The following is a 25,007-nucleotide window of genomic DNA, read 5'->3' on the forward strand; positions in this document are numbered from 1 at the left end:
TCTTGTGTGAGTAGTACTTCGGCGTGCCCCAGCGATACGCCGCGATTTCGGAGTCCTAGACCGCGTCGGCTGCGCTGGTCTGCTGGTCGGCGCGGTCGTGGTGCACGGAGGCAGAGGGTCCCGAGAACTCGATGGTGCGGACGCCGGGGAGCTGCTGTACCAGCTCTGCGATGGTGCGGCGTGCGGGCGGCGCCGCGGGGCCGATGATCTCGACGGTCCCGTCGTGGACGGTCACCTTCAGGCCCTGGGCCTCGGGCACGCGTCGGCCGATCGCGGCGTGGACGTCGGCGCGGATGTCAGCGTCAGGGCGCAGCACCAGACACATGACGTCGCGGCGGCGCACTACGCCGACCACTGTCCCTGAGCGCAGCACCGGCACGCACCGGATGTGGGTCTCGAACATGCGCCGACTCAGGGCGCAGGCGTCCTCGCCCTCGGAAGCGGTCACCACGGCACGCGTCATCGCTGCGCCGACGTTGTGGACGGCGGGCGCGGGTGCTTCGCTCAGTCCCCGGGCGAAAGCGTCCTCGTCGGCGTCGAAGTGGTCGGTGAGCAAGTCGCTCTCGGTGAGGACGCCCGCCAGCGCGCCGTCCGACCTGACGACGGGGGCACTGTCGCAGCGCGTCTCGGCCAGCAGCCGCGCCGCCTCGCGCACCGGGGTGTCCGGGGTCAACAGCACCTCGGGCACCGACATCATCTCGTGCACCAGCATTGTCCCTGCTCCTTCGGTCATGGGTACGGCGGGTGGTCCGCCGCTTCGGCGTCCGCCTCACTCGCCGGGGCCGCGGCGGCGCCCGGACGGGACGCGAGTCGCTCCACGGCGGCGGAGAGTTCGGCGACGGCGGTCTCCAGGCGCTGCACGCGGACTTCGAGGGCCGACGCCTGCGGCGGTGGGTAGTCTTCGCCGATCTGGCGCATGGCGGGCCTCCGCTCGGTCTGTGGAACCGTGTCCCCAATGCGGGGCGCGTCAGTGAGAGGGAAGTGCGACAACGGCCCCCGTCGTCGCTCCGCCGTCGACGATGAATTCGCACCCGGTGGAGTACGTCGCCCGCAGTGCGGCAAACAGCACCATGTCGGCGACCTCCTCGGGGCGGCCGAACCGCGGCAGGGGTTGGCCGGCGGCGACCGAGTCGTCCATCGCTTGGGTCATGGGCGTGCGGATCGGCCCGGGGTGAACCGAGCACACGCGCACTCCATCGGCAGCGAACTCCAGTGCCGCAGTCTTGGTCATGCCGCGCACGGCCCACTTGGAGGCGACGTAGGCGGAAAGGCCGGCATAGCCCTGCAGACCCGCCGTCGAGGAGACGTTGACGATCGCCCCGCCGCCGGCCCGGCGCAGGCTCGGCAGCGCAGCGCGCATGCCCAGCCAGCAGCCCACCAAGTCGACATCGAGCGTCCGGCGGAAATCCGACTCGGTCTGGTCGGCGATCGGCCCCATGGTGAGGATTCCGGCGTTGTTGACAACCACGCTCAGCGGTCCGAAAGCCTTCTCCGCGGTGCGGACTGCGGCGGCCCAGCTGTCGGCGTCGGTGACGTCGAGGTGGGCGGCCAGTGCGCGTCGCCCGAGTTCCTTGGCCAGTTGCGCAGCCTCTTCGTTCAGCACGTCGCCGATGACGACGGCGGCGCCGTCATCGTAGAAGGCGCGCACGGTCGCGGCTCCAATGCCCCGGGCGCCGCCGGTGACCAGTACGGCGGGTGTGTGCGAAGTCGTCATGACCTGCGTCCCTTCGTTCCGTTGCCTGATTCCAGACTCCGCCGTTTGCCATCCGCCCGACAGTGGCCGCGGACCCGCAGCGGGCGGACGTTCGTACCGATGTGCGGCGACCTAAGGCCGACCGCGATGACTCGGACGACTCGGACCGGGGGCCGAGAGCCGAAACGACGGACGGGGCCGCGCCCGGGCGCGGCCCCGTCCCGCAGGGCACAAATGCGGCTCATCGCTCCTCGGCGCGCAGCACCGCCACCGGAACCGGGCTGTGGCTCAGCACCGACTGGCTCACCGAGCCCATCAGCATCCCCGCGAATCCGCCGCGCCCGCGGGTGCCCACCACCAGCAGATCGGCGTCCTCGGCCGCGTCGGCCAGCACGCGGGCCGGATGCCCGGCGGTCACGGCCTCCTCCACTGCGACCTGCGGAAAGCGCTCGCGTAGGCCTGCCAGCGACTCCGAGAGTCGGCGGCGGGCCTCCTCTGCGGCGGCCGCGGCCTCAGCGGAGTCGAATCCGTAGTAGACCGGAGCCTCGAATGAGCCCAGTCGGCCGCTGGAGAAGGGGCCGTGGGCGGCGACGGCGCGGAGGGCCGCGCCGCGTTCGGCGGCTGCGGCGAAGGCCCAGGCTGCCGCGGCGGCCGCTGACGCCGACCCGTCCACGCCGACGACGATCCGGTCCGCCGCGGGTTTGGGGTCGCGGTCGGGGACCACCACAACGGGGCAGCGCGCGGTGGCGGCCAACTCCATCCCGGTCGAGCCCAGCAGCACCGCGTTGATGCGGCTGCGGCCGCGTGAACCGATGACGGCCAGTTCGGCCTCGGCCGCTTCCAGCAGCAGGATCGGTGCAGCGTCGCCCACCACGAAATCCGCTTCCACCGGCAGGTGCGGCGCCCGCTCGCGGACTCGGTCCCGGGCGTGCTCGACGACGCGGCGGGCGAACTCATCGAGCGAGAAGTCCGGTATGCCCGCGGGCACCGTGTGGTAATTCGGCCAGTCGAAGGCGTAGACGGCGCGCAGCCGCCGGTGGCGCAGCAGCGCCGCGTCCACCGCCCAGTCCAGGGCACGCAGACTCGCCTCGGTACCGTCGACCGCCGCCAGAACCGGCGCGTCCGCTCTCTCGCTCATCACAGCCTCCCGCCATCGCCTGAGTGCTCAGTGCCGACGCTAGGCAGACGGCGCCGCCAAAGGCAGCGGCCGAGGGCCACGGCATGGGGGACGTTGTACCCGGACGAAGGTGGACCTTCGGGATGACCGGGGTGCGGCTGGTCATTCGGAGCCGCGGCGGCGCGGCTCCTGGGACTTCAACTGGGCGGCGTAGGCGGCCGCCTGCGTGCGACGCTGCATCTCCAGCTTCGAGAGCACGCTGGAGACATAGTTCTTCACGGTCTTTTCGGCCAGAAAGATGCGCTCGCCGATCTGGCGGTTGGTCAACCCCTCACCGATCAGTTCGAAGATGCGCCGCTCCTGGTCCGACAGCGCGGCCAGGGGGTCCTTGCGCTCGGCGTCCTCGCGGATACGGCGCATCATCCGGGCCGTGCTGCGCGGATCGAGCAGGGACTCTCCCGCGGCGACGGTGCGGATCGCGCCGACCAGGTCCGAGCCGTGGATCTGCTTGAGGACATAGCCCGAGGCCCCGGCCATCACCGAGTCATAGAGCGCGTCGTCGTCGGCGTAGGAGGTGAGCATCAGGCAGGCCAGGTCGGGCAGGCGGGAGCGCACCTCGCGGCAGACCTCGACGCCGCTGCCGTCGGGCAGGCGCACGTCCAGCAGCGCCACGTCCGGCTGGACCGCGGGGATGCGCGCGGTCGCCTCGGCGGCGCTCGCGGCCTCGCCGACGACCTCGATGTCGGCCTCGTCGCCCAGCAGCGCGCCGACCCCGCGCCGTACGACGTCGTGGTCGTCGACCAGGAACACCCGGATGGAGTCGTTCTCGGCCATGGCAGGTCCCTTCGCTCGGCTGCGGCAGTGCCGCCCAGGCACCGCGCGGTCGCGGATCGGCCGCGCCGGTGGCGGCGCCAGTGTCGCATGTCCCGCCTTCCTCCACCCGCCCCTACCCGGTGTGGCGGGTGCGGGCACCTGCCGCGGCGGGGGAGTGGGCGACCGCGGCGGCGCGCGGCCGCCGCCTCCCACCGGGCAAGACAGGGGAACCGCCCTATGCGCCGGTGGCAGGGGCCCGCGAAAGCGGGGACGGAGGTCCCCACCCCGCGGGACCTACCGCCCCCCGGTCGGTCACGCACCCGCCACCCGGCCCGATCGCGCCCTCGAAGCGCCGCCGTACCGAAGGTCCCGTCGAACCGGGAGAAAGCGCCCTGCCCGCCCGATGGGGCCGCGACTACGTTTGTGATCAGGCACCCGCCGGTGTCCGGGCCGGTCGGACGGAAACGCGCATCCCGCCGACCGCCCCGGCAGCGGAGGGCGGAGCACGGCACGCGGCCGGTCCAGCCGCGAGGCCCGCCGTCACGGAGACGGGGGTCCGCCCTCCGCCGGCGGGTGCTTCCCGCCCTGCCCTCTGGCACCGCCTGCGGCCCTTTTGCGGCACGTCCGGACGGACCGCGCAAGAGGGGGCCTTGGTCCCCGGCGACCGGGACGAAGCGCGCCGCCACACCACCCTCGCACTCGCCACTGTGGAAGGGAGACGGAAACCGCGGACGGCGCCGGGGCAGCCACCCGAGCGACCGGCGCCACCCCGTCGGACTTCCCGCACTCACGAGGAGGCCGCAATGAACCGGATCGCAGTGACGCACCGCGGCGGCGACGCGTTCGCGGTCGCCGTCGGCGACCAACGCTTCACGATGGACCAGCCGCACGCCGAAGGCGGAGGGGACACCGGGCCCACCCCGGTCGAAGTCTTCGTCGCCGCGTTGGCGGGATGCGTCGCCCACTACGCCCACCGCTACCTCGCACGCCACCGCCTGGCACACGACGGGCTCACCGTCGAAACCGACTTCGCGATGAGCCCCGATCCGCCCGCCCGCGTCCAAAGCGTCCGGATGCGGATCGCGCTCCCCGAGGAGTTGACCGAGGCGCGCCGCAAGGCACTGCTGGCCGTCGTGGACCACTGCACCGTGCACAACTCCCTCCGGAGTCCTCCCGACGTCCGGATCGACGTGGACACCGAGACACCGGCCCGCTGACCCAGGGGCGCCCGGCCCCCGCGGCTAAGCGGCCGCCACCGCCGGGCCCGGAAGCCCGGAAGACCGAGGAAAGGCCACACCCATGAGCGGACCGCTCGCACCCCGACCGGCCTACGCGCTGCTCACCGACGGCACCCAGATCTCGATCCGCCCCCTGTGCGCCGAGGACACCGACGCGGTGCGGCGCATGCACGAGCACATGTCGCCCGAGAACCTCTACCTGCGCTTCTTCGGGTTCACCCGCGGAGTCGCCGAACAGATCGCCGCCAAGCTCTGCCGCGATCCGGCAGGCGGCCGCCTCGCCCTCGGCGCCTGGCTCTCCGACGACCTCGTCGGGGTCGCGGCCTGCGAACCCGCAACCGAAGCCGACGTGTGCGAGGTCTCGGTGACGGTGGCCGACCACATGCACCACCGGGGCGTGGGCACCCTCCTGCTGGAGCACCTGGCCTCAGCGGCCCGGGCCGGCGGTGTCCGCGCGTTCAGCGCCGACGTCCTCACCTACAACACCGCCATGCTGGAGGTCTTCGCCGACGCGGGCCTGGATGTGCGCCGCCGTACCAGCGGGTCGGTGATCGAACTGGAGATCCCCCTCGACGCCGGAGAGCACTACCTCGACGCGGTCGCCGAGCGCGAGCGCAGCGCCGACGTGGCCAGCCTGACCGCCCTGCTGCGCCCCGAAACCCTGGCGGTGGTCGGCGCCGGCCGCAGACCCTCCTCCATCGGCCACGCGATCCTGCGCAACATCACCTCCGGCGGCTACGCCGGCAGCCTCTACGCGGTCAACCCGCACGCCCGGGGCTCGGTCGCCGGCGTGAAGTCGGTGGCTTCGGTGGCCGACCTTCCCGAGGCGCCCGACCTCGCCGTGCTCGCCGTGCCCGCTCCCGCCGTCGCGACCGAGGCGGTCGAATGCGGACGCCGCGGAGCCAAGGCGCTGGTAGTCGTCACCTCCGGGCTGACGGCCGAGGCGAGCCGGGCCCTGATCGACGCCTGCCACCGCTACGGAATGCGGCTGGTCGGACCCAACTGCCTGGGTGTGGCCAACACCGAGCCCGGCACCGCACTCGACGCCACATTCGCGGCACACCACCCCGCGCCGGGGCGGGCCGGCGTCGTCGTGCAGTCCGGCGGCGTCGGGATCGCCCTGATCGACCACCTCTCCCGGCTCGGCGTGGGGATCTCCACCTTCGCCTCCGTCGGGGACAAGTACGACGTCAGCGGCAACGACATGGCCCTGTGGTGGGAGGCCGACCCCCGCACCCGCCTGGGCATCGTCTACCTGGAGTCCTTCGGCAACCCCCGCAAGTTCTCCCGCACCGCGCGCCGCGTCGCCCGCACCACACCGCTGCTGACGGTGATGGCCGGACGCTCGGCCGCCGGCCGGCGCGCCGCCGCCTCCCACACCGCGGCCGCGGCCACCCCGGCGGTCACGCAGGAGGCCCTGTTCCGCCAGGCCGGCGTCATCGCCACCGACAGCCTCGGCGACCTCATCAGCGTGGCCGCGCTGGTGGCCCACCGGCTCATCCCGGCCGGCCCCAACGTCGCCGTCGTCTCCAACGCCGGCGGGGCCGGCGTCCTCGCGGCCGACGCCTGCGCCGACGCCGGGCTGACCGTCCCGGAACTGAGCCCGTACACGCGCGAGGCGTTGGCGCGCCTGCTGCCCTCGGGCGCGGCCACCGCCAATCCGGTCGATACCACCGCCGCCGTGGCGCCGCACGCCTTCGAGCACGCCGTCACCGCCCTGGCGGCCGACCCCGGCATCGACGCCGTACTCGCGCTGGCGGTGCCGACCGCCGCCGGGGAGCTGTCCACCGGCGTCGACTGGGCCGACCGGATCAGCACATACGGCAAGCCCCTGGCGGCCGTCCTGCTCGACCAGCCGGAGACGATCGAGGTGCGCCGCGGCTCCAACGGGGCGGCGGTGCCCGCGTTCGCCTACCCCGAGGACGCGGTGCGGGCCCTGTCCCACGCCTGGCGCCACCGGCAGTGGCTCGACCGGCCCCAGGGCCGGGTCCCCGAGGCGACCGGTGTCGACGCCGACCGCGCCGCCGCGATCATCCGTACCTTCCTCACCGGCGAGGAGGAGGGCGGATGGCTGCCGCCCGCGGCCGCGATGGAGTTTCTCGCCGCCTACGGCATCCCGCTGGCCGCCTGGCGCTGGGCGGAGTCGGCGGCGCAGGCGGCCCACGCCGCCGCCGAACTGGGGCAGCGGGTCGCATTGAAGGCCGACGTCGCCGACGTCGTGCACAAGGGGGCGGTCGGCGCCCTGGAACTGGATGTGCCCGCCGGGCAGGCCGGTGAGGCCTACGCCCGCCTGGCCGACCGCTTCGGCGCCCGCATGCGCGGCGCACTCGTGCAGCCGATGGCCGCACCAGGCGTCGAGGTGCTGTGCGGCACGGTCCAGGACCCCGTGTTCGGCCCGCTGATCGTCTTCGGCGCGGGAGGCACCGCCACCGACACGCTCGACGACCGCGTCGCGCGGCTGGCCCCGCTCACCGACGTCGACGCCGACGAACTCCTCAAAGCCGTGCGCATCACACCGATGCTGCTCGGCCCGCCCGAGCACCAGGGGCCGCCCCCGGTCGACGCGGACGCCCTCACCGACGTGCTGCTGCGCCTCTCCCGCCTGGCCGAGGACCACCCCGACGTGGCCGAGCTCGACCTCAACCCGATCATTGCCCGTTTCGAGGGCGCCGCCGCCGTAGACGCCCGCGTCCGGATCCGCCCGCAGCCCAGATGGGATCCCCACCTGCGCAGCCTGCGCCATCAGCCCGAGTGAGGGGGAGCGGTGAGGCGTAGTCACGCGGGTTCGAGGTCAGTGGTTGAAAAGGAAACCCGTGCGCTGGAAGAAGGCGGGCATCACCGGGGGCGGGGACCGCGCGGCCGAGGGTGGGGAGCGCCCTCCGAGCAGAAGGGGTGCCGATGATGCCGGACTCGTCACGCTCGGATGCGAGGGCCGCGGGCCCCGGGCAGACCTCGGAGCCCGCTGAGCCAGGGACCCGTCGGCGGGCATTGGCGCCGACCCTCGTCCTGTTCGGCCTGTGCCTGCTGGGCCTCGCCGTCGGCGCCGCCGTGTGGCCCTTCGCCCCGTCCATCGCCCGCGCGGCGTGGCTGGCCGCCACCGCGACCGCGCTGGTGCCGGCGGTGTGGTGGCTGATCCAGGGGATACGGGCGCGGAGCGGGGCCACCGACGTGATCGCCGCGCTGGCGCTCCTGGGCTCCGTCGCCGTGCAGGAGTACCTGGCGGGAGCGGTCATCGCGGTGATGCTCACCGGCGGCCGGATGCTGGAGCGCCACGCCGACGGCCGGGCCCGGCGCGACCTCGGCGCTCTGCTCACCCGCGCGCCCAGGACCGCCCACAGGAGGGAGAACGGAGGGCTCACCACCGTCGACGTCGCGGCGGTGCGCCCGGGCGACTTGCTGCTGGTCCGCGCGGGCGAGGCGGTGGCGGTCGACGGCCGGGTCCTGGCAGCGGCCGAGCTCCGGGAAGGACCGGAACGGCCGGAAGGCATGGAGGGGCGGGGGAGCAAGGACGCCGGCGAGGCGGTCGCCCTCATCGACGAATCCGCCGTAACCGGCGAACCGCTGCCGGTTGAGCGATCCGCCGGAGACAGCGTCGCCAGCGGCACCGTCAACGCCGGGGACCCCTTCACCCTCCGAGCCGACGCCGACGCCGAGGCGAGCACCTACGCCGGTATCGTCCGCATGGCGCGTGAGGCCCAGGCGCACAGCGCCCCCTTCGTTCGCATGGCCGACCGCTACGCCCTTCTCTTGCTTCCCGCCACACTGATCCTGGCCGGAGCCGCCTGGCTGGTGTCGGCGGATCCGACCCGGGCGGTCGCGGTGCTGGTGGTGGCCACCCCCTGCCCGCTGATCCTCGCCGCTCCCATCGCCTTCACCGGCGGGCTGTCCCGGGCGGCGCGCCGCGGGGTGATCGTCAAAGGCGGGGGCGCGCTCGAGCGCCTCGCCCGTGCCCGCGTCCTGCTCTTCGACAAGACGGGAACGGTCACGGTCGGCCGACCGCGGCTCAGCGGCGTCGCGGTCGGGCCCGGCGGTTCGCCGACCGAGCAGGACGTGCTCGGGCTCGCCGCCTCGCTTGAGCAGGCTTCGGCGCACGTGCTGGCATCGGCCGTCGTCGCCTCCGCCGAAGAGGCGGGACTGCGCCTGGAGATGCCCGTCGGCGTTTCCGAGGTCGCGGGCCAAGGCTTGCGCGGACATGTGGGCGGGTGTGAAGTCGCGGTGGGCAGGCTCTCGTGGGTGACGGGCGGCCGCCCGCCGCCGAGCTGGATCCGCGACTTCCGCGGTGAGACCGCCGCGGCCGGGGTGACGAGCGTGTTCGTAGCCGTCGACGGGGGCGTCGTCGGGGCGCTGATGCTGGACGACCCGCTGCGTCGCGACGCCCCGCGGACCCTCCGGCTGTTGCGCCGGTCCGGAATCGACCGCGCCGTGATGCTCACCGGCGACCGGGCCGAAGTCGCCGGGCCGATCGGCGAGGTCGTCGGGGCCGACGAGGTCCACGCCGAGCAGACGCCCGAAGGCAAGGTCGCGGTCGTGCGCAGCGAGAGCGAACGGGCGGCCACCGTCATGGTGGGCGACGGCGTCAACGACGCCCCCGCACTGGCCGGCGCCGGCGTCGGGGTCGCGTTGGGCGCGCGCGGCGCGGCGGCGTCGTCGCAGGCGGCGGATGTCGTGATCACGGTGGATCGCCTGGAGCGCTTGGCCGAAGCATTGACGATCGCCCGCAGGTCGCGCGGCATCGCCCGGCAGAGCGCCCTCGTCGGCATGGGGATGTCGCTGGCGGCCATGCTGGCCGCCGCCGTCGGCTGGCTGCCGCCCGCAGCCGGGGCGCTGCTGCAGGAGGGCATCGACGTCGCCGTGATCGTCAACGCGCTGCGCTCCCTGGGCGGGCCCGCCGATGGCGGACTCGTTCCGCGGCTGACCGGCGACAGTGCCGAGCTCGCTCGCCGCCTCGACGAGGAACACCGCCGGTTGCGGCCGCGCGTGCGCCGACTGCCGCACCTGGCCGGTGCGGTCGCCGAAGGGGAGGTCCCGCCCGTCACCGTCCTCGACGAGATCGACGCCTTCGCCCGAGATTTGGCCGAGCATGAGCGCGATGACGAGCGGCTGCTCTACCCCGAGGTCGCCAGAGTACTCGGCGGCCGGGACCCCACCGGAACCATGAGCCGAGCGCATGCCGACATCGCGGCCCGGCTGCGCCGCCTCGGCGACCTGACCGCGCGGCTGCGGGCGGGGGCGGCGAACGCGCCGGCCCGGCGGGAGCTGGAACGGGAGCTGGTGGAGCTGCACGCACTTCTGGAACTCCATTTCACGCAGGAGGAAGAGGGATACTACTCGCTGGCCGAGGACCCCGACCCGCAGCGCAGTCGGCGCGGGCTCCGCCGATGGAGCGCGCGCGGATGAGCGGGGCGAGGTCGGTTCACGAGCATGGAAATGTGGGCCCCGCGCTGCTCGACGCTGAAGAGCCGGCGGACGCCGCCAGAGAATGAGCCTGACCCGATGCCGGATGGGCCGATGGGCTGTCCTCGTCACCGGCCACCAGGCGTTCTTCACCCGCGAGACGCTTGCGGCCATCGGTGACTCCACCATCGCCGCCTTCGCCGCCTTCACCTGCGGGGAGGTACCGCAGCACACTGTTGTGCGGTCGGCGCGAACGTCCTGCCTCCGGTGGAGTGGACATCCCCATCGGAACCGTCTTCGTGCCCGTGGCCTTCGCCCTCGGGCTGCGGCGAGAACCCGGGTCCGGCGAAACCGGGCCACGAGTGGGCGGCCACGGGGCCCGCGGCGTTCGGCCGGAGCCTCGCCCACCGCGCCGACCGGGGGCGCCCCCACATGCGTCGGAAGGCGAAGCGGCGCCAGATAGCCCTGTCGATCTCCGCGGCGGTGTATCCGGCCGCCCCCACACCGAGGATCAGCGTCCAGGCCCAACCAACAGGGCGCGGTGTGTGGAAGAGGGCGTTCATCATGGGTGCGGACGTCAGCAGCCCTTGGGCAGTGCCATCACGGCGATGCCCGCATACACCCGCGCCGCATACTACGCCCCTGTCTTCGCCAGCCGGGGACCGATGACGCCGAGGGCGATCATTCCGATCCCGAGTCCAAGGTGCAGCCAGTTGTCGGCGCTGTTGAGCGGCACGAAGTTGGCGGCGCTTTCGCTGCCTACGAAGAGTCCGTACAACCAGAGCACGAGGTACACCACGCCGCCGCCGACGAGGAAAGCCACGGCCGCGCCCCTGGAACGCGCCATGGCGAGTCCGGCTATCCCGAAGAGTAGGTGGACGGCATTGTGCAGGACCGACACCTGGAAAACGCCGAGCAGGTAGGCCTCGGACTCGTGGCCCATCAACCCCAATTGCCCGTAGTCGGTGGTGACTCCGGGGATGAACCCCAGCACGCCGACGGCGAGGAACACCAGCCCGACGACAGCGGAGAACAGACGGACCGGCTGACGGGTGAATCCCGCGGACGCCCGATTGGAATGTGCGGTGGCCATGGTTACCTCCTCGCACTTCTCGACTAGTCCGGACGGAGCCCGGTGGAGACCTACTTTCCTCGGATGCGTTCGGTAACCGTGCTTGCGCGTCGAATCCGTCGGGATGGACAAACACGACCGCGGTCACCGCCCCCGTTTCCGAACAGGACGGCAGTTGGCCGCAGTCGTTCACAATCGTGGCTAGGGGGCCGCACCGCTGCGGCATCGCCGGGTAGTGCCCGTGTCGGGATCTTTGCACCGCAGGCGTGTCCGCGGTCGGCGGCGTGTCGGGAGCGTCTGGTCGCCCGCGAACCGGTGAACGGCACGCACGTACCAGCTTCAGGGAGACGCGGCTCGACGTTGGCTCGTCACGATAACGACACACCGACGGCGATAGCGGTGCCCGAAAACCCTGCACGCGCGCGAGCGTTTGAGAGGTGCGGACCGTCCGAGTGTGAGTGGTCGGCCGGTCCTCTTGTTGAAGCCGCTTTGGGCTCTTTCTCGGGTTGCATTGACGTGTATTGGGGCAACTCGTGCTGGTGGAAACGATGAACTGCGATAGAAGGTGGACACTATGATCGAGAAGTTGGTCCGGGCTGGTGTCACCTCAGACATGGCCTACACCGCAGGGGCAGCCTCCATCGGCCTGAGCATCTTGGCCTGGTCGGCCTCGAAGGCAAAAGAGAATGCCGGCACCGATCGTGCAGACCGGTGGGGGATGTTCATCGGTGAATGGGCACCCACGTTCTTCGCATTGGGCGTCGCACTGCGATTGGAGGAGACAGGCTAGTAACGCCCGTCTATCGGCACGAGTCGGTCGTGCCCCGGACTGCCGCCGCAGCACAGGGCGAGCGCCGTCGCCACGGCGGTTGCGCTCCATGGGCCGTGGTTGAGTACCGAAGCGGTCAGGTGCCCTGTGACCACGAAGAGATCGACATGGACGAGTCCGGACACGACAACGCCGACCGTATACGGCTCGGTAGAGGTGAGGTGCAGGAGGCTGAACAGCAGTATCGAGACCACCGCGGCCACGCCCATCGCGCAGCGGCGGCGACAAAACGCCTCCGGGGCTCGCCTTCAAAGTGCGCTGGAGCGAGAGGCGGTTTTCTGGGGTGTGGCGTGCGGCTCGGTGATTGGCGGAGCGTTCGTACTCGCTGATGCAGACAGCCGCCGCAGATGGGCCTGGTCGTCCCGCGGAGAGTAAGCCTTATCCGCCAGGACCCGGGTCCGGATGTGTCCGCGGGCGCCCGGGTCGGCAGCTACGCGGTTCGACAAGATTGCCCTGCGCTACGAGATCGCGCCCATTGAACGGCGTGGCCACCACCGGCGAACCGCCCCTGTAGCCCTTGTCGATCAGGGCGAGCAGGTCGAGAGCAGGATGCGGTCGCCGATGCGTCACACGCGGACGGCGCGGGTATCGCGAATGGTGTCAGGAATCCCGCCGAGGCTGTGGCCGAAGAACGCAAAGGATGCCCCGTCGTGGTGCTGCCGAACGAATCCGGCCAGGGCGGGGGCGGCGCTCAGACCCTGCTCGAAGACCCGCGCGACGCCGTCCCGCTGCAACGGATCCGACTGCGCCCCACCGTGGGTCCCATTCACCTTACAGTGCACACCGCAGGGCGCCCCGGATTCCCGGTGGTCGCCGGTGGGTACGCTGAGCTCGGTCCAGGGGGCGCCGGGTATGGGGGTTCGTTGACCTCGGCAGTCTCGTCCACTTGGTCCGTGCTTGTCGTGGCGGTCGTGCTTTTTGCCCGGTAGATTCCGAGGATCCGTGAGAAGCGTGTTCCTGTATGGGGCGATTTTTCGATCGCCGCGCTTTTTCTCGCGGCTCCCCGCCATGTTCGTGGCGGTGTTTTCGACCCTGGAATCGGGAGGACGTGGCTTCGACGGCGATCGCGCGGGCGCGGGCCGAGCGCTGCGGGGCGGCGACGGCGCCGCCTGCGATTCGGTCGTATGCGGGCGGTCGGCCGGAGAAGTTTCGGGGGGCGATGTAAATTGCTTCGGCGTATCCAGAATCCTGTGACCGCCGACCCGCCACGAGGGCAGTAGCGGGCCGGGGCTGCGAGATCCGTGGGGCTGTGGCCGCTGTTGGACGATTCCCAGGCCCTACGGGCTGCGGAGCTTACGTGCTTTCGCTGATGCGGGCGTGCAGGACAGAGTTGTCTCCGCCGCCACCCGACCAGTCCACCTGGAAGGCGGCGTCGGTGCCGGCGGAGTCCCAGTGGTTGGAGCCGACGTAAGGGTTGACCCAGTGCAGGCGCAGACTGCGACTGTTGTAGACGGCGCTGCTGCAGTTCTCCGAGGCCCAAGACTGCCACTTGTCGAGACCGGAGAAGATGCCGTCGGACTCGGTGTAGATCGAGCGGGTCTGGGAGGCTGGCAGGGCCGACTCGGCGAACGGGGTGATGAAGATGCCTGTGCTGCCGCCTCGCTCCGCCGGGCGGAAGTTGCAGTCGGTGTCATTGTGGATGACCAGTTGGGTGCTGCGTGCGGCGTCGGCCTGGGCGGGGGCGGCGCTCAGCGCAAACGCGCAAACGCCGATGACGGCTCCCAGGGCGGTAGTTACGCGGCGGTTCATCTAGATCCTTTCCAAAAGCAAGCCGAAAACAGATCCCCGTGCGGGGTCGAGACAACTGTCGCTGCGGAAAACAGTGATCGCAAGAGGCTCTTCTCTCCTGCTCGTTTGTGGTCGCCGGCAAAACCGGACGAATCCGGTTGCGGCGGATAGAGAAGCAACTTTCGTCAAGTCCGCTGCATTCGCGTGCGTGGGCCAAAATCCCACGTGTGCAATTGCCTGTAAGTGATGGACCATGCGAGAGTGTCGTGTCGGCCTCAAACGCTGAGTCAGGTCCTGCCTCAAGCGGGATAGGTGACGGACCACCGCCTGCCGGCCAGGAACGCGCAGGCGGCCGCAAGCGGTGTGGAGAAAACTCAGGTGAACACATTGCCTCCATCGTCGGAGGTGGGCATGGATGGTGGCTGCCGTGCCTCTGTGGAACTACCTGAGGAGCAGTAGCCATGAATGCATGCCAGCCCCCGCCGTTCCCGAAGCGAAAGAAAAAATTTCCGAAATCCATCGCCTCGGTCGATCCCGTCGAGGTAACCCGGGCGCGCACGTGGGCGGCTGGGAGGCTTTCCTGCACCGGCCGCATCGACGACGTGCAACTCGTGGTCGGTGAACTGCTGGCCAATGCCCTTCAGCACGCACCCCGGCCCCGAGCGGCCGGGGCTCCGGTGGCCCTGCTCGGGCTCGTGGAGACTCCGCCCTGCGTGGAGGTGCGGGTGTGGAGCCGCCGCCCGGAACTGGTCGAGATGGCGGCCCGGTGTCCCGATGGCGAGGCCGAGAGCGGCCGCGGCCTGCTGCTGGTCGAGGCGGTGGCCGATGCATGGGGGTGGAACGCGGTCGGGTCCTGGATGGTGGTGTGGGCCCGCTTCGGCGTGGGAGGTGGTCGGCGGTGATGGGCCTGCGCAGCCGTTCCCGCCGGCGGGGCCGCCGGGCGGTCGGGGACCGGACTACCGCACACGCGGTGGCCGCGGGCATCCCGCGCGGACGCGCGGTGCCGGATGCGGCGGTCAGCGCGCGTGCCCTGGCGCGCGCGTTGCGGGCGCGGGGGCTGGAGCGGGTCTATGGGGTCGCGGATCCGCGGGTGTCGGTGGTTTCCACGCCGCAGGCGACCGTGTGGTGCCGCGGCGGGACGCTGTCCTGGCGCGATGTGTGGGGGCGGCGGGTGCACATCCTGGCCTCCGAGGTCGACGCCGCGGTGTCCCTGCTGCTCGACCAGGCGGAGCATGCTGTGGTCCCCGCCGACTGAGGCCGATCCCCGGCCAGGTCAGCGGGGGTGTGTAGGCGATGTGTCCGCGCTGTGTCGCCGATCTGTCACCCCCGGCGGGATCACTGTCAGGGAGTGCGTTCGAGGTGGAGGTAGGCGAGGAAGCCGTAGTACTGCACGATGCCGGCGGCGGCCGCGGCCGCGGCGAGGGTGGTCCACGCCCGTCCCCAGGGAAGTGACCACGCCTGGTCGAGCCCGGGGAAGTAGGCGGGTTCGGTCGCGAAGGCCCACGCCGAAGCGGCGTCGATGAGGACGTGTGCGCCGATGACGAGGCCGGCGAGGGCGGCGACCACAAGCAGGGCCAGGCCGGCGAGAAGGATGCGTGCGAAGGCGTGGCGGAGGAATCCCAGCCCTTCGGACTCCTTGATCCGATCGGCGATCAGGTCGGTCACGGCCACGGGCGCCAGCAGAACGAACGCGGCGCAGGTGTAGTGCCACGGCCAGGAGGAGCCGAAGAGGGCCGCACGCGTGTCCTCGGGCATGTCCGCGAACCCGGGAGCGGAGCTCGCCGCCACCTGTGCTCCCCAGCCCATGAGGGCGAGGAGCATCTGGTGCAGGAGCCATCCTCCCCCGACCAGGGCCGGGACGAACACCACGACCGTCAGCGCCGCGGCCAGGCGGGCGAACTGGTCGGTGTAGCGGTCGGGGTGCTCTTTGACGTGCTTGATGGCGGCGCCGCACCCGTAGATGATCCCTGTGGCCACGAGGGTGGCCACAATCCCCGACAGTGTCGGGAGGAGGAATTCGTTCACACCGGAACTCTAGAATCGACGCCCTCCCGGATTGTTTGTGTGGCCTGAGTCGGCCAGGATTCCGGGTTCGTCGCGGATCGCCTTCTGCGCGGCTAGGATCCGCCGGGCGTGGCGGCAAGCGCCTCCTTCCTCGCCCTGTGCAGGCGGCGAAATCATGACGGCCGACGGCGGGATTTTGCGGAGTGCGGCGAAAACGTCGCCACACGGTTACGCCGCATCCTCGAAATCAGCGGGTGAGGGCCTCATGACGGCAAGCCCCCGGGAGTGTCGGGTAGGGGCGGCTCGCGGCGGCGAAACCGGCGCGGAAGCGAGTCCGGGCGGGTTCGGACGTTGCTGGCGGTGGTGTCCGGAAGACAGCGACCGACTTGTGCGCGTCCGCCTCGCGGCCGAGAGGCGGACTTTTCGTGTCGTCGACGGCTCCCGGAGTCGCAGGGGGTGTCGGGTCGCCGCTGCGACGACCGGACCCGCCGGGAGCCATGCGCGGTGGTGGGTGGGTGTGCGGTCGTATCGGTCGCCGGCACCCGCGCGGAGGTCGGAGGGTGCCGAGGCGACTTTTTTCGAGTACGGATGCGGTCGGGCTGTCCTCACGCAGACACAACGATGTCAGCGCAGGTCAGCGCGGCGACTGTGTGAGCAGGCATCGCGGGCGGGGAGGCGGTGCGTCGCCGCGGTGTCGGTGCCGCGTGCGCGGGGCGGCCGCGGGGTGTGGCCGTCGTGTCGGTGGTGTGTTTCCCGGGGCTTCTGGGGTGGGCGGTGTCGGCATCCCTGCTCACCTCTGGGAGGACGCACCGCTATGGACATCGCGCCGGGTGCCGCGCCGCTGCGCGCGGCCGAGCACGCCTTCACCGACCTGGCCGGACGCCTGCACCTGGAACCGGTCGGCGACGCATCGGGCACCGGCGGACTCTTTCCGCCGGTGCCCATGGACCTGTTTCAGGTCCGGACGTGGCTGCTGCAGCCCGGACTCGGCCACCGCGACCGAGACGGGGCCTGGCGGCGCATCATCACCCGCGCCCGTGCCGAGCAGGACTGGATGGTGGCCGCGATCGGGCTGGCCATGCCTGCGCTGCGCGCCGCCGCCCGCCGCAGTACCCGCGGCCTGGACGCGGCTGCGGCCGCCGATGTGGAGGCCGAGATCCTGGCAGGGTTCGTCACCGCCGTGGGCGAGGTGAACCTGGAGTGGACCCGGCTGGTGTGGCGGCTGCGCTGCCGCGCCCAGCGCGCCGGGATCCGCGCGCGCCACCGCGAGGAGCGCCACCCGGGCCTGCCCGAGCAGGTGGCCGAATCCGCGGTGCCGCGCCCGCCGTGGGGCCACCCGGATCTGGTGCTGGCCGATGCGGTCGCGGCCGGGGTTCTCACCGCGGCCGAGGCCCAGCTCATCGCCGAGACCCGCTTGGCCGGGGCCACCCTGCACCAGATCGCCGCCGACCTGGGCGTGGGCTACAAGACCGTGCACAAGCGCCGCCACCGCGCCGAGGCCCGCCTGGTGGCCGCCCTGTCCGCCGGCGAAGTCGGCGCCGGCGTCACCGCCCCCACCACCGGGCGGTGAGTCGGGCGGCGCGGTTTCGGGGCGGGGTGTCGATTCCCGGGGGCGGCGGGGCGAGTTTTCCGGGTGAGTTCGGCGCCGCCCTCGGGTGCTGCTCGGTGTGCCCTGACCGAGACCCGCCCGCCCTGTCTGTGTGGAAGGGAGGACGCCCGCGCGGGCGGCGCCGGACTCGGCTCCTCGTCATCGAGCCGTACGCGGAGGTGCACTGTGACCCGTCTGCGATGTGGCCGCCGGCCCCGCCTGCTCAGGCGCGGCCTGGCCGTGGGCCTGCTCGCCGGAGCCGTGCTGGCGGTGCCCGGCGCCGAGGCGGCCCTGGCCCAGGGGACCGGAGGCCAGGGCACCCAGGAGTTGGTGCAAGTGGTCCAGCGCATCCGCCAGGTGATCGTGGCGCTGCTGGCCGCGCTGGCCACCCTGCTGCTGACCGTGGGCGGGCTGCGGTGGCTGCTGGCCGGCGGCGATCCGGGCGAGGTCGACAAGGCGCGGCGCTCGCTGATGGGCGCGGCCCTGGGGTATCTGATCGCGCTGCTGGCCACCGTGCTGCTGGATGTCCTGGAGTTCATCGTGGGCGATGCGGGCGGGGCCGGGTGAACCCGATGGTGCCCATGATTGTGCTGCCGTTGCGGCCGCGCCCGCCCGAGCCCGAACCCGGCGCCGAGCCCAGCCCGCCGGCCGCGCCGTCGCCCGATCCCTCGCCCCGACCCGAGCCCTCGCCCGGGCCCGAACCCGAGCCGCCCTCGGGCGGCGACCCGGGGTCCGGCCCGGGGTCGGGGGATGGGGCAGGGGTACCGGCCGAGATCGCCGACTGCGGGGCGCTGGAGGTCTCCTGCCACGTCTCCCACTGGTTCTACGACCTGGTCACCGGGGCGTTGGAGCCGCTGATGGGCTGGCTGGGCTCGCGCGCCTTCCACACCCCGCTGCCCGGGGACGGGGTGGCGTCGCTGTGGGAGGGCGTGCTGGAGGCCACCACGGTGCTGTATGTGCTGGCGGTGCTGGCCGGCGGCATCGTGGTGATGACCCAGGAGTCCCTGCAGCAGCGCTACTCGGCCCGGGAGATCCTGCCGCGGCTGGTGATCGGCTTCGTGGCCGCCCACGCCTCGCTGTGGATCGCCACCGAGATGATCCGCGGCGCCAACGGCATCGCCGCCGGCATCGCCGCGCTGGGCATCGACGCCGACCGGGCCGCCGCCCGGTTCCAGCAGCGTCTGGACACGCTGCTGATGGACGCGACCGTCTTCATCGTCCTCATGCTCGTGGTGGTCGTGGTGCTGCTGGTGGTGTGGTGTGTGATGGAGGCGGTGCGCATCGCCGCGACCACCACCCTGGTGATCGCGGCCCCGCTGCTGCTGGCCCTGCACGCCCTGCCCTACACCCAGCGGCTGGCCGCGCTGTGGTGGCGGTGCATGGCCGGGGTGCTGGCCATGCCCGTCGCCCAGAGCCTGGCGTTTTCGGCGCTGATGCGCCTGGCCTTCCAGGGCGAGGCCTATGTGATCGAGGAGAACAACGAGGACTGGCTGGTCAACCCCGCGCTGCTGTTGACGGTGCTCTACCTGCAGGTCCGGGTGCCGTTTTGGATCATGCGGCTGGTCTGGCGCGACAATCCCGGCTCGTCGCCGCTGGCCGCGGCGGTGCGCACCGCGGTGATGGCGCTGGTGGTGCGGCGTCTGCTGCCCTGGCGCCGCGCCGCCCCGGCCGGCGCGGCCGGGGGTGGGGGCGGGGCCGGTGCTGCGGCGGGTGGCCCGGGCCCGCGCCGCGGCGGCCCGGGCGGGGCGGCGCGGGCGCGGCCGGTTGCCGTATCCCGGCGCGGCCGGTCGCCCTCAGGGGCCGCGGTCGGAGAAGGAGATCTGCGCGGCGGCTCGGGCGGGCACGGCGCAGCCCGGTCGTCGGAGACCGCGCCCGCCCCGGCCCGCCGCCCCGCCCGCGGGCGCGCGGTGACCGGCCCCGATCGGGAGCCCGTCGAGGGCGGGAGCGAGACCCCGACCACCACGCCCCCGGCCGCGTCCTCTACCGGCGCCGGGGCGGCCCGTGGCCGCCCGGTCCAGCCGGGGTTGTTCGCCCCGGCGCGGCGCTGGCGCCAGGGCGTGCTGCCCACCCCGCCGCCCACCCGGGTGCCCGGGCGCCGCGCCACCCAGCGCTGGGGCGACACCCCGCCCCCCAGCGACCGGGAGCCGGCCGCGCCGGGACCGGGCCAGCAGGCCCTGTTTCCCGCCCCCGCACCCGCGCCACCTCCGGCACCGCGGCGCCGGCCGCGCGCTGAGGAACCGCCGCCGCCCCCGCGCGGCCCGCGCCGGGCCACCGCCCAGCGCTGGGGTGAGGTGGAGGCGGATCCGCCCCGCCGGGAGCCCGCCCGCCCCGGCCGCGGCCAGCTGGCGCTGTTCGCCCACCCGCGCCCGCATGCGCGCTCGGAGCCGCCCACCCAGCAGCCGGCGCCCCACCACCCCGCGACGAAGGCAGGGTCCGAGCGGCCGCCGCGGCCCATCCCGCCGCGGCGTACCAACCGGCGAAAGGAGGAGGGGGAATGACCACCGAGACCCCGGGGCGGTGGCGCGCCCAGATCCCCACCGACATCGACCGGCCCGACCCGATCATCGCCGGGCTGAGCGCGCGCCAACTCCTGCTGCTGGCGCCGCTGGGCGCGGCGGTGTGGGGGCTGCTGATCCTGCTGCGCCCCCACCTGCCGCTGTGGGCGCTGGGGCTGCTGGCGGCCCCGCTGGTGGGCGCCGGGGCGGCGGTGGTCCTCGGGCGCCGCGATGCCATGGGCCTGGATCACTTTGCCTGGGCGGGCCTGGCCTGGCTGCGCGGGCCCAAACGCCGCGTGGGCGCCCCCGGCGGCCTGCCGGACCTGCCCGCCTGGGCACCCAGGGCATCGGGGAGCCCGGCGCTGGCGCCGCTGCGGCTGCCCGCCCGCGCCGTCGACGAGACCGGCGTCATCGACCTGGGAGACCAGCGCGCCCTGCTGGTGGAGTGCTCCACCCTCAACCTCGCCCTGGCCGCCGCCGGCGAGCAGGACGCCGCCGTCGGCGCCATGTCGGCCCTGCTGCACACCCTCACCGAACCCGCCCAGATCCTGGTGCGCGCCGTGGGCCACGACCTGGACCCGCTCATCACCCTGCTGCACCACCACGCACCGGATTTGGCCCACCCCGCCCTGGAGCAGGCCGCCCGCGACCACGCCGCCTGGCTCGCCGACCTGCAGGCGAGGCGCCTGCTGCTGCAGCGGCGCCTCCTGCTGGTGCTGACCACCACCGGGCCCACCAGCGCGCTGCGCGAACGCGCCGAGGACGTGGCCACCCAACTGGAGGCCCTCGGGCTGCGCGCCCGCCTGTGCGATGGCGAGCAGACCTGGGACCACCTGCGCGCCTGCCTGCACCCCCACCCCGCCACCACCGCCCGCACCGCCGACCCCTCGGAGGTGGCGGAATGAGAGTGTTGTCGCGCCTGCGCCGGCCCCGCGGCTCGACCCGGCTGGGCGGCCCGGCCATCGCGATCGGGCCGCGCCGGCTGCTGATCGAGGACACCTGGGCCCAGACCCTGATCGTCACCGGCTACCCGCGCGATGTCACCGCCGGCTGGGCCGAACCCCTGCTGGCCTACCCCGGCCGCTGCGACATCGCCGCCCACATCACCCCGCTGCCCCCGCCGGTGGCCGCCGAGCGGCTGCGGCGGCGCCGCGCCCGCCTGGAATCGACCTGGCGCCACGACGCCGTGCGCGGCCGGGTCGAAGACGCCCAGACCGGTGCGGCCGCCGAGGACGCCGCCGCGCTGGCCCAGCGCCTGGCCACCGGCGGCCGCCTGTTCACCCTCGCCCTCTACCTCACCGTCTACGCCGAGACCGAGGCCGAGCTGGCCGACGAGGTCGCCCACCTGCACGCGCTGGCCTCCAGCCTGCTCATCGACACCGCCCCGGCCACCTTCCGGCCCCTGCACGGCTGGATCTCCACCCTGCCGCTGGGCACCGACGCCCTCGGCGCCACCCGCACGATGGACACCGACGCCCTGGCCGCCCTGCTGCCCTTCACCTCCCCCGACCTCGACACCGACGGGCTCGGCTCCACCACGGTGGTGTGGGGCACCAACACCCACTCGGCCGGGCTGGTGCTGTGGGACCGCTTCGCCCCCCACATCGACAACCACAACATGGTCGTCCTCGCCCGCTCAGGGGCGGGAAAGTCGTATCTGGCCAAACTCGAACTGCTGCGCTCGCTCATGGTCGGCGTGCAGGCCGCCATCATCGACCCCGAGGACGAGTACGCCGCCCTCGCCGATGCGGTCGGCGGTGCCCGCGTGGCCCTGGGCACCCCCGCCGGGCGCATCAACCCCTTCGACCTGCCCGAACCCGACACGGACGGCGACAATGAGCGCGACGGCGACGGCCGGGGGCAGGGGCTGATGCGCCGCGCCCTGTTCGTCCACACCCTGATCGCCACCATGGTCGGCGAGCTGGACGCCGCCACCGCCGCCGTGCTCGACCGGGCCATCCTCACCGCTTATGCCCGGGCCGGCATCACCGCCGATGCGCGCACCTGGAGGCGCACCCCGCCGGTGCTGGCCGACCTCGCCGAGGCCCTGTACGCCCAGGAGGAGCCGCAGGCCCACCGGTTGGCCGAGCAGCTGCACCCCTACACCCACGGCGCCTACGCGGCCCTGTTCGACGGCCCCACCAGCACCGGGCTGGAGGGGCACCTGGTCGTGTACTCGCTGCGCCACCTGCCGGCCGAGGCCGCCGACGTGGGCATGCTGCTCATCCTGGACCGCCTGTGGCGCCGCATCGCCGACGACCCCCGCCCCCGGCCGCGCCTGGTCACCGTGGACGAGGCCTGGCTGCTGCTGCACAACCCCGTCGCCGCCACATACCTGCAGCGCATGGCCAAGGCCGCCCGCAAGCACTGGGCCGGGCTCACCCTGATCACCCAGGACGTGGGCGATGTGCTGGCCACCGAGACGGGCCGGGCCGTGGCCGCCAACGCCGCCACCCAGGTGCTGCTGCGCCAAGCCCCGCAGAACCTCGACGCGGTCACCGCCGCCTTCCAGCTCTCCCAGGGCGAGCGCCAGGTCGTGGCCGGCGCCGGTCGCGGGCAGGCCCTGCTGCTGGCCGGCCACCAACGCGTCGGGGTCCACCCCCTGGCCTCACCCCAGGAACACGCGGTCCTGACGTCGCACCCCTCCGAGCACACCCACACCGGGGGAGAGGAGGCCCCGTGATGCCCCTGCCGGTTGAGGCCGCCGCCCTGGCCGGGCCGGCCGCAGGCGTGGCCGCAGCCGTCGCCCTCAGCGCCGTGGCCGCGGTGGTCGGGGCCCGGTGGGTGCGCTACCGGCTGCTGGCCCGCGGCGCCCACCTGGTGGAGATCTTCCCCCCGCCCGAAGCCAGCCTGGACGGGGCCGAGGCGTTCTGGGCCCAGATGCCCGGCCTGCTGCGGCCCCGCTGGGCCCGCCTGCTCACCCAACCCCACCTCGCCTGGGAATACACCGCCTCCGCCGCCGGCATCGCCATCCGGGTGTGGGTGCCCGGCAGCCTCCCGCCCGCCCTGGTGGCCCGCGCCGCCGCCTCCGCCTGGCCCGGCGCCACCACGACCACCCGCGCGGCCGAACCCGCCGTGCCCGCCGGGACGGCGGCCACCGGCGGGTGGATGCGCCTGGCCCGCGGCGACGAATACCCCCTGCGCACCCGCTTCACCGACGACCCGCTGCGCGGCCTGCTGGGCGCGCTGTCCGCCCTGGAACCGGGAACCTACGCCTGCGTGCGCATCTGTGCCCGCCCCGCCACCGGGGCGCGCCTGGCCCGCGCCCGCGCCGCGGCCGCCCGCCTGCGCGGCGCCCACACCGCTCTGTGGGCTGAAACCCTGGCCGGGTCCCAGCGGGGGCGCCGGGGTGTCCTGCCGCCTGATACCGGTGACAACGTCCGCGCGATCCTGAGCAAGGCCCAGTCTCCGCGCCTGGCCTGCCAGGTCTCCTACCACCTGGCCACCACCCGCACCGGTGCCCAGGCCGCCGAGCAGCTGCGCGGGCGCGCCCACGCCGTGGCCGGCGCGCTGGCCCTGTATTCCGGACCCAACCATCTGCGCCGCGGACTCATCAGCGGGCGGATGTGGGCGCCGCGGATCTGGGCGCGCCACCGCTACCTCGCCCGCGGCTACCTGCTGAGCACCGGCGAACTGGCCGCCCTGGCCCACCTGCCCACCGACGCGGCGGTGCCCGGCCTCGCCCGGGCCGGGGCCCGCAGCATCCCCCCGGTCCCGGCCGTGCCCACCGGCGAGGACCACCCGGCGCGGGTGCTGGGCGATGCCGACGCCGGGCCCGAGCGCCCCATCGCCCTCGGGGTGGCCGAGGCCCGCCAGCACACCCACATCATCGGCGCCACCGGCAAAGGCAAATCCACCCTGCTGGCCCACCTCGCCCTGCAGGATGCCCGCGCCGGCCGCGCCGGGCTGGTCATCGACCCCCGCGGCGACCTGGTCACCGACATCCTCGCCCGCCTCCCCGAAACGGCAGCCGAAAAGACGGTGCTGCTGGACCCCGACGACAACGCCCCACCCCCGCGCCTCAACCTCCTGCAGGGCAGCGACGCCGACTTCGTCTCCGACACCGTCGTGGGCATCTTCCGCCGCATCTACGCCCACTCCTGGGGGCCCCGCACCGACGACATCCTGCGCGCGGCCACCCTCACCCTGGCCCGCGCGGGCGATCCCGCCCTCACCCTGGGCGAGATCCCGCGGCTGCTCACCGACCAGCCCTACCGCCACCACCTGGTGGCCGGGGTCCGCGACCCTGTGCTGCGCGGGTTCTGGGACTGGTACGAACAGCTCTCCACCCCCGCCCGCGCCGCGGCCACCGGCCCCGTCCTCAACAAACTGCGCACCGCCCTGCTGCGGCCCTGGGTGCGCCACGTCATCGCCTCCGGCCCCTCCACCATCGACCTCGGCCGCGCCTTCGACACCGGCCACCTGGTGCTGATGCGCCTGCCCAAAGGCGTCCTCGGCGAAGACACCAGCTCCCTGATCGGCGCCCTCGGGCTCGCCGCCACCTGGCAGGCCGTCACCGCCCGCATCCACCAGCCCGAGCACGAACGCGCCGACGTCGCCGCCTACATCGACGAGGCCCACAACTTCCTACTGCAACCCGGCTCCCTGGCCGACATGCTCGCCGAAGCCCGCGGCTACCGCCTGTCGATGACCCTGGCCCACCAGGAACTCGGACAGCTGCCCACCGAGCTGCGCAAAGCCTTGGCCGCCAACGCCCGCTCCAAGATCTTCTTCACCTGCTCACCCGAGGACGCCACCGCCCTGGAGGCCCACACCCTGCCCGGCCTGGGCGCCCACGACCTCACCCACCTCGGCCAGTACCAGGTCGCTGCCCGCCTGCTCGTCGGCGCCCTCGAACGCCCCGTCCACACCCTGCGCACCCGCCCCCTGCCCCCGCCCGTCCCCGGGCGGGCCACCGCGGTGCGCAAAGCCGCCCGCCACCACGCCCCCACCACCCCCCGACCGGGACCCCGGCCGCACCTGCCCGACATCCGCACCCGCCTCTGACACCCCGCCTGCCGGCACCCCGGGAAAGG

At 73.3% G+C, this 25,007-nt stretch carries 22 protein-coding genes; 13 read left to right on the top strand and 9 right to left on the bottom strand.

Features of this window, described 5'->3' with window-relative positions:
* Positions 1-55 precede the first annotated feature (55 nt).
* The 5 genes from FZ103_RS10195 to FZ103_RS10215 all read right to left on the bottom strand — a co-directional run bounded on the left by FZ103_RS10195 (position 56) and on the right by FZ103_RS10215 (position 3,644).
* Entirely contained in the window at positions 56-712 is a 657-nt protein-coding gene (locus FZ103_RS10195; RefSeq protein WP_156000455.1) for a CBS domain-containing protein, read from the bottom strand.
* A gap of 17 nt (positions 713-729) precedes the next feature.
* Positions 730-918, bottom strand: coding sequence for a hypothetical protein (locus FZ103_RS10200; protein ID WP_156000456.1), 189 nt, complete (start codon positions 916-918; stop codon positions 730-732).
* A 49-nt stretch (positions 919-967) separates the two neighbouring features.
* Positions 968-1,714: an SDR family NAD(P)-dependent oxidoreductase gene (locus tag FZ103_RS10205; protein ID WP_156000457.1), complete on the bottom strand. Its 747-nt coding sequence runs from the start codon at positions 1,712-1,714 to the stop codon at positions 968-970.
* 220 nt (positions 1,715-1,934) lie between these two features.
* Complete coding sequence (locus FZ103_RS10210) at positions 1,935-2,831, bottom strand: universal stress protein (RefSeq protein ID WP_156000458.1); 897 nt, start codon at positions 2,829-2,831, stop codon at positions 1,935-1,937.
* A gap of 141 nt (positions 2,832-2,972) precedes the next feature.
* Positions 2,973-3,644, bottom strand: a complete 672-nt coding sequence (locus tag FZ103_RS10215) for a response regulator transcription factor (RefSeq protein ID WP_156000459.1) — start codon at positions 3,642-3,644, stop codon at positions 2,973-2,975.
* Positions 3,645-4,426: 782 nt separating this feature from the next.
* Here FZ103_RS10215 and FZ103_RS10220 point away from each other — a divergent pair.
* From FZ103_RS10220 to FZ103_RS10230, 3 genes are all read left to right on the top strand, one after another.
* On the top strand, positions 4,427-4,840 hold the full coding sequence (locus tag FZ103_RS10220) for an OsmC family protein (RefSeq protein WP_156000460.1): 414 nt from the start codon (positions 4,427-4,429) through the stop codon (positions 4,838-4,840).
* A gap of 82 nt (positions 4,841-4,922) precedes the next feature.
* Positions 4,923-7,616, top strand: a complete 2,694-nt coding sequence (locus FZ103_RS10225) for a bifunctional GNAT family N-acetyltransferase/acetate--CoA ligase family protein (RefSeq protein WP_156000461.1) — start codon at positions 4,923-4,925, stop codon at positions 7,614-7,616.
* 233 nt (positions 7,617-7,849) lie between these two features.
* The gene (locus FZ103_RS10230) at positions 7,850-10,258 is read left to right on the top strand and encodes a heavy metal translocating P-type ATPase (RefSeq protein ID WP_255429871.1); all 2,409 of its coding nucleotides are present in this window, start codon (positions 7,850-7,852) and stop codon (positions 10,256-10,258) included.
* Positions 10,259-10,889: 631 nt separating this feature from the next.
* Here the strand turns inward: FZ103_RS10230 and FZ103_RS10235 are convergent.
* Positions 10,890-11,348 carry a DUF4383 domain-containing protein gene (locus tag FZ103_RS10235; RefSeq protein WP_156000463.1) on the bottom strand — a complete coding sequence of 153 codons (459 nt, stop codon included), beginning with the start codon at positions 11,346-11,348 and terminating at the stop codon, positions 10,890-10,892.
* A gap of 553 nt (positions 11,349-11,901) precedes the next feature.
* On the opposite strand from FZ103_RS10235, the gene FZ103_RS10240 reads away from it, so the two are divergent.
* Positions 11,902-12,117, top strand: coding sequence for a hypothetical protein (locus FZ103_RS10240; protein WP_156000464.1), 216 nt, complete (start codon positions 11,902-11,904; stop codon positions 12,115-12,117).
* On the opposite strand, the gene FZ103_RS26185 is transcribed toward FZ103_RS10240, so the two are convergent.
* Positions 12,114-12,365: a CPBP family intramembrane glutamic endopeptidase gene (locus FZ103_RS26185; protein ID WP_156000465.1), complete on the bottom strand. Its 252-nt coding sequence runs from the start codon at positions 12,363-12,365 to the stop codon at positions 12,114-12,116. The genes FZ103_RS10240 and FZ103_RS26185 overlap by 4 nt on opposite strands.
* 733 nt (positions 12,366-13,098) lie before the next feature.
* Between FZ103_RS26185 and FZ103_RS10250 the strand changes: the two genes are divergently transcribed.
* The gene (locus FZ103_RS10250) at positions 13,099-13,350 is read left to right on the top strand and encodes a hypothetical protein (protein WP_156000466.1); all 252 of its coding nucleotides are present in this window, start codon (positions 13,099-13,101) and stop codon (positions 13,348-13,350) included.
* 99 nt (positions 13,351-13,449) lie between these two features.
* Here FZ103_RS10250 and FZ103_RS10255 read toward each other — a convergent pair whose 3' ends face one another.
* Positions 13,450-13,905 carry a hypothetical protein gene (locus tag FZ103_RS10255; protein WP_156000467.1) on the bottom strand — a complete coding sequence of 152 codons (456 nt, stop codon included), beginning with the start codon at positions 13,903-13,905 and terminating at the stop codon, positions 13,450-13,452.
* Between the two features lie 440 nt (positions 13,906-14,345).
* Here FZ103_RS10255 and FZ103_RS10260 point away from each other — a divergent pair, with 440 nt between their 5' ends.
* Together FZ103_RS10260 and FZ103_RS10265 are read left to right on the top strand one after the other, a co-directional pair.
* The gene (locus FZ103_RS10260) at positions 14,346-14,786 is read left to right on the top strand and encodes an ATP-binding protein (protein WP_156000468.1); all 441 of its coding nucleotides are present in this window, start codon (positions 14,346-14,348) and stop codon (positions 14,784-14,786) included.
* A gap of 68 nt (positions 14,787-14,854) precedes the next feature.
* A complete protein-coding gene (locus FZ103_RS10265) occupies positions 14,855-15,139 on the top strand; it encodes a hypothetical protein (RefSeq protein ID WP_156000469.1) in 285 nt (94 codons plus the stop codon).
* An 86-nt stretch (positions 15,140-15,225) separates the two neighbouring features.
* Here the strand turns inward: FZ103_RS10265 and FZ103_RS10270 are convergent, their stop codons facing one another.
* Entirely contained in the window at positions 15,226-15,909 is a 684-nt protein-coding gene (locus FZ103_RS10270; RefSeq protein WP_156000470.1) for a hypothetical protein, read from the bottom strand.
* Positions 15,910-16,702: 793 nt separating this feature from the next.
* Between FZ103_RS10270 and FZ103_RS10275 the strand changes: the two genes are divergently transcribed.
* From FZ103_RS10275 to FZ103_RS25870, 6 genes are all read left to right on the top strand, one after another.
* Positions 16,703-17,458 carry a sigma-70 family RNA polymerase sigma factor gene (locus tag FZ103_RS10275; protein WP_156000471.1) on the top strand — a complete coding sequence of 252 codons (756 nt, stop codon included), beginning with the start codon at positions 16,703-16,705 and terminating at the stop codon, positions 17,456-17,458.
* 204 nt (positions 17,459-17,662) lie between these two features.
* Positions 17,663-18,043, top strand: a complete 381-nt coding sequence (locus FZ103_RS10280; RefSeq protein ID WP_343233463.1) for a hypothetical protein — start codon at positions 17,663-17,665, stop codon at positions 18,041-18,043.
* A gap of 5 nt (positions 18,044-18,048) precedes the next feature.
* Positions 18,049-19,974 carry a hypothetical protein gene (locus FZ103_RS10285; protein ID WP_156000472.1) on the top strand — a complete coding sequence of 642 codons (1,926 nt, stop codon included), beginning with the start codon at positions 18,049-18,051 and terminating at the stop codon, positions 19,972-19,974.
* Entirely contained in the window at positions 19,971-20,876 is a 906-nt protein-coding gene (locus tag FZ103_RS10290; RefSeq protein WP_156000473.1) for a PrgI family protein, read from the top strand. The genes FZ103_RS10285 and FZ103_RS10290 overlap by 4 nt, the downstream gene beginning before the upstream one ends.
* Entirely contained in the window at positions 20,873-22,654 is a 1,782-nt protein-coding gene (locus FZ103_RS10295; protein WP_156000474.1) for a VirB4 family type IV secretion system protein, read from the top strand. The genes FZ103_RS10290 and FZ103_RS10295 overlap by 4 nt, the downstream gene beginning before the upstream one ends.
* Positions 22,654-24,978, top strand: a complete 2,325-nt coding sequence (locus tag FZ103_RS25870; RefSeq protein WP_156000475.1) for a type IV secretory system conjugative DNA transfer family protein — start codon at positions 22,654-22,656, stop codon at positions 24,976-24,978. The genes FZ103_RS10295 and FZ103_RS25870 overlap by 1 nt, the downstream gene beginning before the upstream one ends.
* The last annotated feature ends 29 nt before the right edge of the window (positions 24,979-25,007 follow it).

It is taken from the genome of Streptomonospora sp. PA3, from assembly GCF_009728995.1.
Classification (GTDB): domain Bacteria; phylum Actinomycetota; class Actinomycetes; order Streptosporangiales; family Streptosporangiaceae; genus Streptomonospora.

Excerpts from the sequence above, each read along its gene's own strand:
- FZ103_RS10195 (WP_156000455.1), bottom strand. The coding sequence starts at position 712 with ATGCTGGTGCACGAGATGATGTCGGTGCCCGAGGTGCTGTTGACCCCG.
- FZ103_RS10200 (WP_156000456.1), bottom strand. The coding sequence starts at position 918 with ATGCGCCAGATCGGCGAAGACTACCCACCGCCGCAGGCGTCGGCCCTC.
- FZ103_RS10205 (WP_156000457.1), bottom strand. The coding sequence starts at position 1,714 with ATGACGACTTCGCACACACCCGCCGTACTGGTCACCGGCGGCGCCCGG.
- FZ103_RS10210 (WP_156000458.1), bottom strand. The coding sequence starts at position 2,831 with ATGAGCGAGAGAGCGGACGCGCCGGTTCTGGCGGCGGTCGACGGTACC.
- FZ103_RS10215 (WP_156000459.1), bottom strand. The coding sequence starts at position 3,644 with ATGGCCGAGAACGACTCCATCCGGGTGTTCCTGGTCGACGACCACGAC.
- FZ103_RS10220 (WP_156000460.1), top strand. The coding sequence starts at position 4,427 with ATGAACCGGATCGCAGTGACGCACCGCGGCGGCGACGCGTTCGCGGTC.
- FZ103_RS10225 (WP_156000461.1), top strand. The coding sequence starts at position 4,923 with ATGAGCGGACCGCTCGCACCCCGACCGGCCTACGCGCTGCTCACCGAC.
- FZ103_RS10235 (WP_156000463.1), bottom strand. The coding sequence starts at position 11,348 with ATGGCCACCGCACATTCCAATCGGGCGTCCGCGGGATTCACCCGTCAG.
- FZ103_RS10240 (WP_156000464.1), top strand. The coding sequence starts at position 11,902 with ATGATCGAGAAGTTGGTCCGGGCTGGTGTCACCTCAGACATGGCCTAC.
- FZ103_RS26185 (WP_156000465.1), bottom strand. The coding sequence starts at position 12,365 with ATGGGCGTGGCCGCGGTGGTCTCGATACTGCTGTTCAGCCTCCTGCAC.
- FZ103_RS10255 (WP_156000467.1), bottom strand. The coding sequence starts at position 13,905 with ATGAACCGCCGCGTAACTACCGCCCTGGGAGCCGTCATCGGCGTTTGC.
- FZ103_RS10260 (WP_156000468.1), top strand. The coding sequence starts at position 14,346 with ATGAATGCATGCCAGCCCCCGCCGTTCCCGAAGCGAAAGAAAAAATTT.
- FZ103_RS10275 (WP_156000471.1), top strand. The coding sequence starts at position 16,703 with ATGGACATCGCGCCGGGTGCCGCGCCGCTGCGCGCGGCCGAGCACGCC.
- FZ103_RS10285 (WP_156000472.1), top strand. The coding sequence starts at position 18,049 with ATGGTGCCCATGATTGTGCTGCCGTTGCGGCCGCGCCCGCCCGAGCCC.
- FZ103_RS10290 (WP_156000473.1), top strand. The coding sequence starts at position 19,971 with ATGACCACCGAGACCCCGGGGCGGTGGCGCGCCCAGATCCCCACCGAC.
- FZ103_RS10295 (WP_156000474.1), top strand. The coding sequence starts at position 20,873 with ATGAGAGTGTTGTCGCGCCTGCGCCGGCCCCGCGGCTCGACCCGGCTG.
- FZ103_RS25870 (WP_156000475.1), top strand. The coding sequence starts at position 22,654 with ATGCCCCTGCCGGTTGAGGCCGCCGCCCTGGCCGGGCCGGCCGCAGGC.